12 protein-coding genes are annotated in these 13,939 nt (G+C 41.7%); 1 reads left to right on the top strand and 11 read right to left on the bottom strand.

Features of this window, described 5'->3' with window-relative positions; all coding sequences use genetic code 11:
* Positions 1 to 12: 12 nt before the first annotated feature.
* From ybeY to G603_RS0109340, 11 genes are all read right to left on the bottom strand, one after another.
* The gene (gene ybeY, locus G603_RS0109290; protein WP_026670055.1) at positions 13 to 516 is read right to left on the bottom strand and encodes an rRNA maturation RNase YbeY; all 504 of its coding nucleotides are present in this window, start codon (positions 514 to 516) and stop codon (positions 13 to 15) included.
* A complete protein-coding gene (locus tag G603_RS0109295) occupies positions 500 to 1,777 on the bottom strand; it encodes a hypothetical protein (RefSeq protein ID WP_026670056.1) in 1,278 nt (425 codons plus the stop codon). Before G603_RS0109295 ends, ybeY begins: the two co-directional genes overlap by 17 nt.
* A 5-nt stretch (positions 1,778 to 1,782) precedes the next feature.
* The gene (locus G603_RS0109300; RefSeq protein WP_026525694.1) at positions 1,783 to 2,811 is read right to left on the bottom strand and encodes a PhoH family protein; all 1,029 of its coding nucleotides are present in this window, start codon (positions 2,809 to 2,811) and stop codon (positions 1,783 to 1,785) included.
* Entirely contained in the window at positions 2,808 to 3,287 is a 480-nt protein-coding gene (rlmH, locus tag G603_RS0109305) for a 23S rRNA (pseudouridine(1915)-N(3))-methyltransferase RlmH (RefSeq protein ID WP_026670057.1), read from the bottom strand. The genes G603_RS0109300 and rlmH overlap by 4 nt, the downstream gene beginning before the upstream one ends.
* Positions 3,287 to 3,775 (bottom strand): hypothetical protein, encoded by a 489-nt coding sequence (locus G603_RS0109310; protein ID WP_026525696.1) that lies wholly within the window; start codon positions 3,773 to 3,775, stop codon positions 3,287 to 3,289. The genes rlmH and G603_RS0109310 overlap by 1 nt, the downstream gene beginning before the upstream one ends.
* A 10-nt stretch (positions 3,776 to 3,785) precedes the next feature.
* Positions 3,786 to 5,177 carry an NADPH-dependent glutamate synthase gene (gene gltA, locus G603_RS0109315; protein WP_026525697.1) on the bottom strand — a complete coding sequence of 464 codons (1,392 nt, stop codon included), beginning with the start codon at positions 5,175 to 5,177 and terminating at the stop codon, positions 3,786 to 3,788.
* Positions 5,178 to 5,221: 44 nt separating this feature from the next.
* A complete protein-coding gene (locus G603_RS0109320) occupies positions 5,222 to 6,097 on the bottom strand; it encodes a sulfide/dihydroorotate dehydrogenase-like FAD/NAD-binding protein (protein ID WP_026670058.1) in 876 nt (291 codons plus the stop codon).
* A gap of 101 nt (positions 6,098 to 6,198) precedes the next feature.
* Positions 6,199 to 7,653, bottom strand: a complete 1,455-nt coding sequence (locus G603_RS0109325) for a chitobiase/beta-hexosaminidase C-terminal domain-containing protein (RefSeq protein ID WP_026670059.1) — start codon at positions 7,651 to 7,653, stop codon at positions 6,199 to 6,201.
* Positions 7,654 to 8,520, bottom strand: a complete 867-nt coding sequence (folD, locus tag G603_RS0109330; RefSeq protein WP_026670060.1) for a bifunctional methylenetetrahydrofolate dehydrogenase/methenyltetrahydrofolate cyclohydrolase FolD — start codon at positions 8,518 to 8,520, stop codon at positions 7,654 to 7,656.
* Between the two features lie 67 nt (positions 8,521 to 8,587).
* Positions 8,588 to 10,264 (bottom strand): formate--tetrahydrofolate ligase, encoded by a 1,677-nt coding sequence (locus G603_RS0109335; protein WP_026670061.1) that lies wholly within the window; start codon positions 10,262 to 10,264, stop codon positions 8,588 to 8,590.
* Between the two features lie 41 nt (positions 10,265 to 10,305).
* Entirely contained in the window at positions 10,306 to 13,164 is a 2,859-nt protein-coding gene (locus G603_RS0109340; RefSeq protein WP_026670062.1) for an FtsK/SpoIIIE family DNA translocase, read from the bottom strand.
* Between the two features lie 161 nt (positions 13,165 to 13,325).
* On the opposite strand from G603_RS0109340, the gene G603_RS0109345 reads away from it, so the two are divergent.
* Positions 13,326 to 13,904, top strand: a complete 579-nt coding sequence (locus G603_RS0109345; RefSeq protein ID WP_026670063.1) for a hypothetical protein — start codon at positions 13,326 to 13,328, stop codon at positions 13,902 to 13,904.
* Positions 13,905 to 13,939 lie beyond the last annotated feature (35 nt).

Consider the following 13,939-nt stretch of genomic DNA (forward strand, 5'->3'; position numbering starts at 1 on the left):
GAAAATTATGCCTCAATCTCTGGTTATAGAAAGGGCCTCCAAAACTTTTTCCTGCTTCTCTTCCATTACCTTTGCTTCATCCTCCTCCATGTGATCATAGCCACATAAATGAAGCATGGAATGAGCTACGAGGAAGGCAAACTCCCTCTTTTCGCTGTGTCCAAACTCAGCAGCCTGCTCTCTGACTCTGTTCTCATTTATCACAATATCCCCAAGAACGATAAGTCCACTGTCCGGATCTGTTATGTCAACTTCCTGCTCGCCAAGTGCTGCTTCAAAATCCCCAGGCTGCTCATAGCTTATATTGGGAAAAGAAAGAACATCCGTAGGAGCATCTATCCCGCGGAAATCCCTGTTCATCTCTTTTATTCCTTCATCATCAGTAATAAGAAGGCTCAGCTGTACATCGAAGGGACAGTTCTCCTTCTTAAGAGCCATTTCTGCCACTGATTTTGCAACTTCTTCAATGTCAAAATCAAACTTTGCATCTGTTTCATTTTCAACGAAGAAAATCATAATAAAGCTTCTCCTTCTTCATAAGAGCCTTCATGTGGTCAAGCTCATAAAGAGAAATATTGTAGTTATAAAGCTCCTTGTTATTCATCTTATGAGCAAATACCTTCTCTATGAGTTCATCATAATTGATCTTGGCATTTTTATCCTTACCGAAAAGATAAGTGATGGATGCAATGACCGTCTCACTCATATATATAACAGCAGCTTCCTTTGAAAGCTGTTTGCTCCTGTCATTTACAATATATTCCTCAAGATACTCCATGGCTTCCTCGGGGAAATTATTCTCAATATAAAAATGCTTAACCTCATCCCAGGTCTTAGAGCCATCGATTACTCCGATATTGTAATAATAAGACATGGTCTTAACGGCTCTGGCATTTAAGTTAAGATCAAGAGCTATTCTCTCAGCCAGGTACGCAATATGAATAGCATTAAAATATGCATCCTTATCAGTTTCCTTAAGCTGAACCAAAAGCGGATATTCCGTATCGTTGATATCCATGTATCTGTCGTTACTTTTTCTGATTACATATACTCCGAACAGATTCAGAAGAACCATGATCAAAATAATTGATATCAGAAGGTTAACAACAGGTACAACCAGCATTGCTATGCTAAGTGTTCTGTTCTGGAACATAATATCGTAAGCTACGATAAGAACCATCAGCAAAGTCATTGAGATAAAAACCGGAACTCCGATTTTGGTTGTCTCATTAAGATCGCGAAGCAGCGTAAGAATAACCGCTCCCGCTATAAAGTAAATAAAGAACTCTGCGTAATTGCCTTCTTTTTCCAGAAGAACCGAAAACATAACAAGGAAGGATCCTGAAAAAAGTCCGATCTCGTTGGTTGAGAAAAGACCAAGCAATAAAAATACGAATAAATAGGGCCATGTTTCAATTGCTATCATCGGAAGAAACATAGCTAAAATCAGTGATACATAATACGAGATAACAAATCTGTTTCTCTTTTGTCCGTTATCATATGCAAAAAGGCCTCTGGTACTGGCATCCACAAGCATATATACTAAAATGCCACCGCAGAGAAAACCCGTAACTCCGTTTCTGATGATGGCTTCCACCTTAAGACCATACAGATATGAAAACAGTGTCACCATTATTCCGGTTACGAAAAATATAGATGCAAATATTACTTTTATAGGTCCTTCACTTATGTCAAAAACTGCTTCTAATACTTTGTTTTCCTTAATCTCTTTTACTTCTTTTGTTTCTGTTATTTCTTTTGTTTCATTGTCTCTCATAAGAATTAGTGTCTTTCCCGTTTCTTTATAGCTGATATCCTTGAATCATTCTTTTTGCCCTTTTCAAAGTCCTCGTAGGCCTTAACAATCTTCTGAACCAGAGGATGTCTTACGACGTCGCGGCTGGTCAAATTGCAGAATGAGATATCATCTATTTTTTTGAGGACTGCCTGCGCCACATCAAGTCCAGATTTGGTATCGGATGGAAGATCCTTCTGGGTAGCATCACCGGTGATGATGACCTTGGAACCAAAACCTATTCTTGTCAAAAACATCTTCATCTGGGCAGGTGTGGTATTCTGTGCTTCATCAAGAATAATGAAAGCATTATCAAGAGTACGTCCTCTCATATATGCAAGAGGCGCAACCTCAATAAGTCCCTTCTCCATATTCTTAACAAAATTATCAGCGCCCATAATCTGATAAAGAGCATCATACAAAGGACGAAGGTATGGATCTACCTTACTCTGAAGGTCTCCCGGCAAAAATCCAAGCTTCTCACCGGCTTCTATAGCAGGTCTTGTAAGAATAATTCTCTCTACCTCACCCTTCTGAAAAGCTGTAATTGCCATAGCCATGCCAAGATAGGTCTTACCTGTTCCGGCAGGACCAAGTCCGAATACTATCATATTTTTTCTGATAGCATCCACATATTTCTTCTGACCTAAGGTCTTTGGCTTAATAGGTTTTCCACTGATTGTGTGGCAAATGACATCAGCATCTATCTGACTAAGTACGCTCCCCTGCGCATTCTCCTCATCCTCTGAAGGATCCTCGGAGAGCTGAATAGCATAATTAACGCTCTGCTCTTCAATATCATTATTGGAATCAGATAAACCCGCAAGCTCCTTTATTATACCATAGGCCTTGCTTACATCCTTATCCTTACCGATAATGTGAAGCTCACCGCTTCTATCTATAATTTCAACACCGAGATTATCTTCTATCTTACGTATATATTTATCATGCTGTCCGAAAATGCTCTGCATTTCTTCAATACTGAGCAAAATCTTCTTTTCAGTAATATTACTCATTTATGATAGGGTTCTCCATTTATGATTCTGTATGAACGATATATCTGTTCAAGTAAAATGACTCTCATCATCTGATGAGGAAATGTCATATCGGAAAAACTGATTTTCCCATTTGCAGCCCGTAACACTTCATCGGAAAGACCAAGAGATCCTCCTATAATGAACTGTATTTTGCTGTACCCGGATGTAGCTTTACTATCAATTGCATCTGACAAAGCCACCGATGAAAACTTCTTTCCATCTATTGCAAGCGCATAAACAAAAGCCTTGGAGTCTATGGCCTTTAACAGCCGCTCACCTTCCTTCGCCTTAATCTGATTCTCAATGGCTTCGGGGGCATTATCGGGAGTTTTCTCATCCTGAACCTCTATAATATTAAGCTTACAATATCTGCCAAGTCTTTTTGAATATTCGCTTATTGCATCATTCCAATATTTTTCTTTTATTCTACCAACGCATAAAATATCAATGCTTATCAAGTCTCATCTCCGTAAACCTGTGTATAATATTCATCAACAAAACTATCAAGCATATCTTCATTAAGGTTCATATACTGTCTTCTGATGCGATTCTTAATATACTCACATCTCTTAAAGTACATGGTACCTTCACCTGAAAATACTGACTCATCCTCACCTACACTGGCGATATCCTCTTCGATAACTTCCTTTGAAAGCTCGCTCTCGCACCAGTCTCTGATCTGTCTGAGCACATTATCTTCTTCTTTTGCTTTCACACTGAAAATCTTATAGGTCCTAACAGACAAAATACCCATGACGAAAAAGAGCACAAACAGTGCTCCCATAACGCCACAGGATAAATATCTGTTAAACATGGGCATATTCATAGGGTTCATCATAAAAAATATGATGTCCCCTACAAATCCCAAACCACCTACTATTATCAGCATCCAGCCGGTTGAATGATTCTCTTTTGCCTTATCACTGCTACTCTGATAAACCATAGTGTCCTCTTTATTTTGATGATAAGTATTCGTCTATGCCCTTTGCTGCAGCCTTACCTGCACCCATAGCAAGGATAACTGTAGCGGCACCTGTAACGGCATCACCGCCGGCAAATACGCCATCCTTGGAGGTCTGTCCGTTGTTTTCATCAGCAACGATGCACTTACGACGGTTGATCTCAAGACCATCTGTTGTGCTGGAGATGAGAGGATTCGGGCTTGTACCAAGTGACATGATTACTGCATCACACTCGATCTCAAATTCAGAACCTGCAACCTCAACAGGACTTCTTCTTCCACTTTCATCGGGCTCACCAAGCTCCATTCGAATGCACTTGCAGCCCTTAACCCATCCGTTTTCATCCTCAAGGATCTCAACAGGATTGCAAAGAAGATCGAAAATGATTCCTTCCTGCTTAGCATGCTCCACTTCTTCCTTACGTGCAGGAAGCTCTTCCTCGCCACGTCTGTAAACGATGTGAACCTCAGAACCAAGACGAAGTGCTGTTCTTGCAGCGTCCATAGCAACGTTACCACCACCTACAACTACGCACTTTTTAGGATGCATGATAGGTGTTGTGCTGTCACTTGAAAATGCCTTCATCAGGTTGCTTCTTGTAAGGAACTCATTAGCTGAGAATACGCCAAGAGCCTGCTCACCGGGAATATTCATGAATCTGGGAAGGCCTGCGCCTGAACCGATAAATACAGCTTCAAAGCCTTCATCCTTCATCAGAGAATCGATAGTTACAGACTTACCGATAACAACGTCCTTCTCGATCTTTACGCCAAGAGACTTAACGTTCTCGATTTCCTTCTTAACAACTGCTTCCTTGGGAAGACGGAACTCAGGAATACCATATACAAGAACGCCGCCTGCTTCATGCAGAGCTTCGAAAATAGTTACATCATAACCGATTCTTGCAAGATCACCTGCACAGGTAAGACCAGCAGGACCTGAACCGATAACTGCAACCTTCTTGTTCTTCTTCTCTGTTGCGCCCTGGGGCTTAATGCCCATCTCTCTTGCTGTATCAGCTACGTATCTCTCCAACTTACCGATTGAAACGGCTTCACCCTTGATACCTCTTACACACTTACCTTCGCACTGACTCTCCTGAGGACATACGCGTCCGCAAACAGCGGGAAGTGCACTTGACTCACTGATAGTCTGATAAGCCTTCTCTACATTGCCCTCTTTAAGCTCCATGATGAACTTAGGGATATTGATAGAAACGGGGCATCCCTTTACGCACTGAGGATTAGGACAGTTAAGGCATCTTGTTGCCTCATCTTCTGCTTCCTCTTTGTTATATCCAAGACATACTTCTTCGAAATTGGTTGCACGAACCTTGGGATCCTGTTCGCGAACCGGTATTCTCTTCCAAACATCTACTGCCATCTTTATCTCCAATCTGTAATTATTGAATACTTGTTAACAGGTTCTCAGTCGCAATTTCCGCAACCGCCATGGTGTGTATCACCTTCCTGCTCCTTAAGAGCAAGGCGTCCTTCTTCAGTTGCATACAGCTTCATTCGCATCATAGCCTGATCAAAATCAACCTTGTGTCCGTCGAACTCAGGTCCGTCTACACAAGCGAATTTAACCTGACCGTCTACAGTAAGTCTGCATGCACCACACATGCCGGTACCGTCAACCATGATAGTATTCATGCTGACAACAGTAGGTATATCAAGCTCCTTTGTAAGCTTACAAACAAACTTCATCATGATCATGGGACCGATAGCTACGCAGTGATCATATCTCTTACCCTCATCATAGAGGTCCTGGAGACACTTTGTAACCATACCGCTTCTGCCGTAAGATCCATCATCAGTTGTAACATAAAGATTACATACGCTCTTAAAACGATCTTCAAGAATTACAAGATCCTTATTCTTTGCACCGATGATAACGTCACATTCAACACCCTGCTCCTTAAGCCATTTAGCCTGAGGATAAACCGGTGCTGTACCTACACCACCTGCAATGAAAACGATTTTCTTTTTCTTAAGCTCTTCGATATCTTCACTGCAAAGATCGGAAGCATTTCCAAGAGGACCAACAACGTCGGCAAGGGTATCGCCTGCCTTCTTGCGGCAAATCTTTCTTGATTCTGCTCCAAGTGCCTGTACAACTAGCTCGACAGTTCCTTTTTCCCTGTCGTAATCACAGATGGTCAGCGGAATACGCTCTCCATCCTCCTCTGCGCGAACAATAAGAAACTGTCCGGGTAAACATGTGCCTGCTACGCGAGGTGCTTCAACGATAAGCTGATGAATATTCGCTGCAAGCTCATTTGCCTCTAAAATTTTGAACATTGTTCTCCTCCTGTATTTAAAATTCTTTTCAATACCTAATAAAAAATCATATAGTAAAGCCGCGATATTTTCAAGCTTTGACTCGTTAAAGTGTTAAATTCTTATCTGTTTGAGATAGTGATAAGGGTATATTTTCCACTTGAGTCGTATCCAAGCCTGTTGACCTTACCGTCATGGGTGTTGACCGCATACAAAAGTCCTGTGTCTTTTGTGGTTCCATCGTTTGCCATAAGTGTCTCTTTGAATACATAGTATTCTCCGGAGCCTTCGATCTCTATATCACCGTCATACATATACTCGTAGTGACCACCGCCTCTTATACTTCCGTTGCCATCAAGTATGATATCAAGCTTAAGAAGTATCTGTATAATGCTGGCTCTTGCCTGATCTACAGATACAAGTCTTGAATATGTAAGGTGGTAGGTTCTCTCTACAATATCGCTGTACTTTCCGTTCTCATCTACTGCTATAAACTTGTAGGTGGTAGTTCCAACCGGCATATTTATAGGCGAAATATAAGGCGTGGAATTCTCATCCGGATCTGAGCCGTCATTTGTGTAGTAAATTGAACAGCCTGGCTCACTTACAACGGCAATCATTGTTGTCTGAGAATAATCTCCGCTCTCTTCAAGAACCTCCGGCGCCGCCGGTCCTGTATTTAACAGTGTGTAAACCGCCGTTGCCACATCACTCAATATTCCATACTTATTTACAAATACAGCTTTAACGATGTATTCACCGTCTTCTTCAAGAATAAGCGGTGCCTCATACATGATGCTGTCAGTATTTGGATCCTCACCGTTAACCGTATAATAGATCTCACCCTGAGAATCCTTACCCATGGTCACTTCCAGTGAATTCTCATACTCACCTTCTTCAGGGAAAATTGTGGGCTTTACGGATAAATACTCAGCGTATTTTGACCTTAATCCTGCATCCGCAAATCCCTCTACCATAGAGCTTATGGATTCATAGTCCTTATTCTCAAGGTAATAATCTATGATATATCCGGCTGCGGTAGAAACAGTTTCTTTATCATAGAGCTCCTCGTTTGTAAGCTCGAAAAGAGTATCTCTTGCAGACTCCTCATATCCTGCTTCTGTCTGATATCCGTAAAGCTCAAATAAAAGCTCAGACCTTTTTTCTGTATCATCCTCAGGCACTTCTGCTATGGCAGACATAAGCATCTCAATGGCCTTGTCATAATTGCCGTTAACATAGTAGTCCTTGGCCTGCTCTTCATTGCTTTTGGCTGAATGTATGCCCTTAATAATAATCAGACATACAACCAGAGCTATGATAAAAATCGTTGCTCCCTTTATGATCGCAGGAAGCATTGCCTTCAGACTGATACTGTGCTGATTGGACTTTATAAGATGAAGTCTTTTAGTGTCAAAATCCGCACTGTTAAGGTTATCCGCCATATCAGATAGGGTCGCATCTATTTGATTTTCAACCTCTGGGTCAAATTCCGGTACGAAACTAATTTCTTCTCCGCAAATTTCACAATAAAGAAGTCCATCCGGAATTGTGGCTCCGCATTTGGGACATTTCATTTACAGCTTCGCTCCTGATAATCTGATTGCTGCTTCAAGGCAGTTGTTCATAAGCATTGCTATGGTCATAGGACCTACACCTCCGGGAACCGGAGTTATGGCACTGCACTTATCAAATACATTTTCATAATCAACATCGCCAAAGAGCTTACCTGATTCAGGATCTCTGTTTATTCCAACATCGATTATTACAGCGCCTTCTTTTACATAGTCTTCTGTTATCATCTTTGCTTTACCGATTGCAGCGATAAGTATATCTGCTCGTCTGCAAACTGCCGGCAGGTCTTTGGTTCTAGAATGTGTAACCGTAACTGTGGCATTTTCTCTAAGCATCAAAAGTGCCATGGGCTTACCTACGATATTACTTCTGCCCACAATTACGCACTCTTTTCCTGCGATCTCTACACCGCTTCTTTTAAGAAGCTGAATGATTCCTGCAGGTGTGCAGGATACAAAACCGGGTTCTCCAATGCACAGAGCTCCTACACTCATGGGATGGAAGCCGTCCACATCCTTAGCGGGACTTATTCTGTCAATTACAGTCTTCTCATCTATATGCTTTGGAAGGGGCATCTGGACAAGAATTCCATGAACCTTATCATCTGCATTGAGCTTATCAATGAGACCAATGAGCTCATCCTGGGTTGTTTCTTCCGGTAATTCGTAGGATAAGGATTCAAAACCCACATATTCACATGCTCTTTTCTTATTTCTTACATAAACTGCAGATGCAGGATCAGATCCTACAAGAATTACGGCAAGGCATGCCTTTACGCCAAACTTCTCAAATAAAAGGGCTGTCTTTTCCTTAACCTCATCCTTAACTGCTGCAGATATTGCTTTTCCATCAATTATCTTAGTTTCCATAGAATTATGTCCGCTCCGTTCTTATTATTTGTGCTTAGAAAGAATGCTCCTTCTACATGCTGTTATATTAGAATAATCCTTCAATATTGCCGTTATCATCAACGTCAATTGAGAATGCTGCAGGTGTCTTGGGAAGCCCCGGCATTGTCATGATACTTCCTGTGATAGCTACGATAAAGCCTGCTCCAGCTGATACATAAGCATCACGTACAGTGATTTCAAACCCTTCAGGTCTTCCAAGAAGCGCAGGATCATCAGAAAGTGAATACTGTGTTTTAGCCATACATACAGGGAGATTTCCAAATCCCATATCTACAATCTTTTTAAGCTGCTTCTTAGCCGCAGGGGCATAGCTTACGCCTGATGCGCCATAAATCTTCTTTGCAACTGTTTCAATCTTCTCTTCAGGTGAGAGATCATCAGCATAGATAGGTGCGTAGTGAGACTCTTTTGTTTCAAGAGTGTTGATTACAGCCTTAGCAAGCTCTTCTCCGCCTGCGCCGCCTTTTTCCCAAACCTCTGAAATAGCAAAATCGCAGTCTCTCTCTTCGCAGAACTTCTTAACGAATTCTATCTCAGCAGCTGTATCTGAAAGGAAGCTGTTAAGAGTTACAACAACAGGAACACCGTACTGCTGGATATTCTCTATATGCTTTTCAAGGTTCACAATACCCTTCTTAAGAGCATCAAGATTCTCATCTGAGAGCTTATCCTTAGGGATTCCACCGTTATATTTAAGAGCTCTGATGGTAGCAACAAGAACTACTGCGTCAGGCTTAAGTCCATGCATTCTGCATTTGATATCAAGGAATTTCTCAGCTCCAAGGTCAGCACCAAAGCCCGCCTCTGTAACTGTGATATCAGATAAATGAAGCGCTGCTTCTGTAGCTCTTATGGAATTGCAGCCATGAGCGATATTGGCAAAGGGACCGCCATGGATAAATACAGGTGTATGCTCCAGTGTCTGAACAAGGTTGGGCTTAAGGGCATCCTTAAGGAGAACTGCCATTGCGCCAACAGCTTTAAGATCCTTAGCTGTAACAGGCTCGCCTGCATAGTTATATGCAACAACTATTCTGGAAAGCCTTTCCTTTAAGTCCTTTAAATCCTTTGCAAGACATAAAATCGCCATGATCTCAGATGCAACAGTGATTACAAAATGATCCTCTCTTACAAAGCCGTCCATCTTGGAGCCAAGACCAACAACTATATTTCTGAGGGCTCTGTCGTTCATATCCTCGCATCTCTTCCAGATTATCTGTCTGGTATCTATGCCAAGCTCATTACCCTGCTGAATATGATTATCAAGGAGAGCTGCCAGCAGATTGTTGGCAGATGTAATTGCATGAAAATCACCTGTAAAATGAAGGTTAATATCCTCCATAGGTACAACCTGAGCATATCCGCCACCTGCGGCACCGCCCTTTATGCCAAAGCATGGACCAAGTGAAGGCTCTCTGAGAGCAATCATTGTCTTTTTGCCAAGTCTGTTAAGTGCATCGCCAAGACCAACACTGGTTGTGGTCTTACCTTCTCCTGCAGGAGTAGGGTTGATAGCTGTTACAAGTACAAGCTTGCCCTTTTGTCTGTCTGATATCTTCTGTAAAAAGTCTTCCGTAAGCTTAGCTTTGTATTTTCCATAATACTCAAGATCATCTTCTGTAATACCGATAGTCTCTGCTACCTTACCGATAGGTAAAAGCTCTGCCTCTCTTGCAATTTCGATGTCTGACTTAAATGCCATTTTGAAACCTCCTCAATAAACATCTGGATACATGGTTATATTTAAGAAGGGTTTGACTCCATGAACTGTTCAAACTCTTCTTTTGTCATAAGAATTTTCCTGGGCTTTGTGCCCTCTTCAGGTCCCACAACTCCTGCATCACTGAGCTGATCCATAATTCTGGCAGCTCTGTTAAAGCCGATCTTATATAGTCTCTGAAGCATACCGATGGATGCCTTTTCTTTTTCAATAATGGCAGCTCCTGCCTGTGCAAAAAGAGGATCTACATCAGAACCTGCATCTGCACTGTCGCCTGCCGCTGAAGGTGCGGATTTTGAAGAAACCTCAAAGCTATTTAGCTCTTCCTGAACATTTCCGCCATATTCAGTCTCAACATTCTGGTTCTTAATAAAATCAGTAACAGCCTGCACTTCTTCATCAGAAACAAAACAGCCCTGTACCCTGGCCGGCTTGTTATAGCCTCTGGGGAAGAATAGCATATCGCCCTTACCGATAAGCTTCTCTGCGCCATAGCTGTCAAGGATTGTCCTTGAATCAACACCACTTGAAACCGCAAAAGCAATACGGCTTGGAATATTCGCCTTAATAAGACCTGTAATAACATCTACGGAAGGTCTCTGGGTTGCAATTATCAAATAAATACCGGCAGCACGGGCAAGCTGTGTAAGTCTTACTATAGAATCCTCGACCTCATTCTTAAACTGCATCATAAGGTCTGCAAGCTCATCTACAATAACCACGATCTCAGGGAGTTTTTGCATCTCTTCGTCATTACTCTGAGCGCAAAGTGCATTATAGCCTTTAAGATCACGTACCTTTGCATTTGCAAACTTCTTATATCTGTTTGTCATCTCGGCAACGGCCCAGTTAAGCGCTGCGGCTGCCTTCTTGGGATCTGTGACAACAGGTATGAGAAGGTGAGGAATTCCGTTATAAACAGACAGCTCAACAATCTTGGGATCGATCATGATGAGCCTTACATCCTCAGGATCTGCCTTGTAGATAATACTCATTATAATAGTATTGATACATACGGACTTACCGGATCCTGTAGCACCTGCTATAAGAAGGTGTGGCATCTTGGCTATATCCGTAACAACAATCTTACCTGCAATATCCTTACCAACAGCAACGGTAAGATTGGATTTTGATTTTTTGAATTCTTCACTGTCAATAAGGTCTCTTACCGCAACAGGTGAATTCTCTTTATTTGGCACCTCAATACCAACGGCGGATTTACCTGGAATAGGCGCCTCAATTCTGATATCTGTAGCTGCAAGATGCATCTTGATATCATCAGACAGATCAACGATTTTCCTAACCTTTACTCCGGCCTCAGGCTGAAGCTCATATCTGGTAACGGATGGTCCCTGAGAGATATGTGTGATCTTGGCAACTACGTTAAACATTGCAAGAGTCTCTTCCAGTGTCTTAGCGGTATTTCTAAGATAGGACTCGGAATCTCCCTTACCCTTTATGCCCTTTGCAAGAAGCTTGATGGGAGGGAATTCATATTTTTTAGCAGGAGGCCTAACCACAGATCTCTCCTTAGCCTGCTGCATTCTCTCTTCACTCTTTTTACTCTTTACATAGTCAGTCGAATGAACCTTGTATTCTCCATTGTAATCAGGAGCAAAATTCTCGGAATGAATCGGGATCTCATCATTATCAAAGGAGTCTTCCTCGGCAACCTTAGACAGTCTCGCAACGGGGCGCTTTGGAGCAAGAGGAGAAGTTATCTCCGGCTCAAAAATATCCTCCTCTTCATCAACATCCTCTTCATCCTGAGCATAAGTATCAATAATATGCTCTTCTTCCTGATATTCATCATCAGTAGCTGCAAGCTCTATCTTATGAGTATCATCAGCTGCTATCTTGTCAGCCTTAAGTGTAAACTGACCATCAGCACCTTCCTCTGTGACTATATCAGGATTATAACGTATCTCGTGGATGTCATCATGGATTTCTTCTTCAGGAATAAAGACATTATGAGTATTCTGACGATCCTCTGGAGCAGGAACCTCATCCATATCATATCCATCGCCGTCAAGCAGGTGAATCTCCGGTCCTTCGAATTCATCCCTCTCTTCTTCATCCTCAGTTATACGGGTATCCATGCTTACTCCGGATACCTTTTTATCCATTCGAAGTATCTTCTCATCCTCCTTCTGTTCAAGAAGAAGCTGCTTTTCCTCTTCGATTCTCTCTCTTTCTTCCTCTCGAAGCCTTGCTCTCTCATCCATATACTCTCTGTATTCAAGAGCACCCTGCTTCGTCTTTTCGTAGACTCTTCTGCCGCCACGCTTCATTCCGCGTACTACGGATTTCTGTGTGAAAAGTCCTGCACAGATAAGGAAAACCACCAGCATTACGATAAGAGTACCTGCCAGTGACAGATTATGATAAAGAAAATATGCTATGCTTCCAGCTATGAATCCGCCGCCATTTCTGGCTTCACTGGCAGCCTTATATAAGCCTGCTCCGTCAAAGGTAGTCATGCCCTCAACTCTTCCGGTAACAAGCTCCAAAAGCATTGCAATTACAAGAAGCAGGACAAGTCCCGATATTACCTTGCGAAGCGCTGCAGGACTGGTTCCGTTAGATAATAAAAGTGCAGCAGATGCAAAAATCACAAGAGGTATAATGTAAGCTGTAATGCCGAAAACGCCGAACATAATACCGCTTAACACATTACCAAAGCTACCGCATATTCCAAAATTGCATAAAAATAAAAAGACCGTAATCGCAGCAAACAGAATCAGAGAAACCTCACTACTTAATGAATAGTCCAAAACCTCGTTTTGATTCCTGGTATCAGTTCTCCTTGCAGTCGATGATCTTTTTGTATTCTTTGTTCCCTTCGGACGACCTCCGGGTCTTTTTGTATTACCTGTAGCCATATCCACCCATACTTTTTAAAACTTTTTTCATAAAAATGTGCTATTTAATTAAGAAAAGCGCACATTAAATAATATACCATTTTTATTATCTTTGTGCTATACTAATCACGTTTCAAAGACAGATGTATTATGAAACTTCTAAATGGAGGTAATGATTTTATATGGAATTCAGACAGGAACTTGAGACCGGACTTCTCAAACAGATTGGCAATACCGAGACCACTTTGAAAATCAAAGATGTTGCTTCAAAATGTCGTCTTCTTAAGACAGACAATGGTTTAAAGGTGGAGCTTTCCTATACAGGCCCTAATGCCAGCAAATATCTTCAGTATGTTGAGAAGCATCGTGAAGAACTTACTAATTATCTTCTTCACCCCGATGATGCTGATCTCTACGAGTGGATGGAGACAAGTCACCAGACTACTATCACTCTTAAGAAGCACGAGAAAGAAAAGCTCATCCTTTATGTAAACTTTGATCCTGACACCAGTATCGTTATGACAGGTATCGCTGATGAGAATGTTACCATGAAGCTTGGTGCTCCTCTTATGAACATCAACATTTCAGAGATGAGCAGAAACGAATTCAAGCTTGCAATTTATGACATGCTCCTTCTTGCTGATGAAATTGCAATCGCCATGGGCAATAGCGAGCTTCGTAAGATGGCTAATATCGAGATGGTTAAGACTTATCTTTCAGAGATTTATGATAAGTTCAATAACAACATCCTGGCTCAGTAATAACATAGAATCTTCTATTAAAAAACTCTCAAGCA

It is taken from the genome of Butyrivibrio sp. AE3006 (genome assembly GCF_000424165.1).
Taxonomy (GTDB): Bacteria; Bacillota; Clostridia; order Lachnospirales; family Lachnospiraceae; genus Butyrivibrio.

Coding starts and splice junctions, on each gene's coding strand:
- G603_RS0109340 (WP_026670062.1), bottom strand. CDS start 13,164: ATGGCTACAGGTAATACAAAAAGACCCGGAGGTCGTCCGAAGGGAACA.
- G603_RS0109335 (WP_026670061.1), bottom strand. CDS start 10,264: ATGGCATTTAAGTCAGACATCGAAATTGCAAGAGAGGCAGAGCTTTTA.
- G603_RS0109310 (WP_026525696.1), bottom strand. CDS start 3,775: ATGGTTTATCAGAGTAGCAGTGATAAGGCAAAAGAGAATCATTCAACC.
- G603_RS0109345 (WP_026670063.1), top strand. CDS start 13,326: ATGGAATTCAGACAGGAACTTGAGACCGGACTTCTCAAACAGATTGGC.
- gltA (WP_026525697.1), bottom strand. CDS start 5,177: ATGGCAGTAGATGTTTGGAAGAGAATACCGGTTCGCGAACAGGATCCC.
- ybeY (WP_026670055.1), bottom strand. CDS start 516: ATGATTTTCTTCGTTGAAAATGAAACAGATGCAAAGTTTGATTTTGAC.
- G603_RS0109320 (WP_026670058.1), bottom strand. CDS start 6,097: ATGTTCAAAATTTTAGAGGCAAATGAGCTTGCAGCGAATATTCATCAG.
- G603_RS0109300 (WP_026525694.1), bottom strand. CDS start 2,811: ATGAGTAATATTACTGAAAAGAAGATTTTGCTCAGTATTGAAGAAATG.
- G603_RS0109325 (WP_026670059.1), bottom strand. CDS start 7,653: ATGAAATGTCCCAAATGCGGAGCCACAATTCCGGATGGACTTCTTTAT.
- G603_RS0109295 (WP_026670056.1), bottom strand. CDS start 1,777: ATGAGAGACAATGAAACAAAAGAAATAACAGAAACAAAAGAAGTAAAA.
- folD (WP_026670060.1), bottom strand. CDS start 8,520: ATGGAAACTAAGATAATTGATGGAAAAGCAATATCTGCAGCAGTTAAG.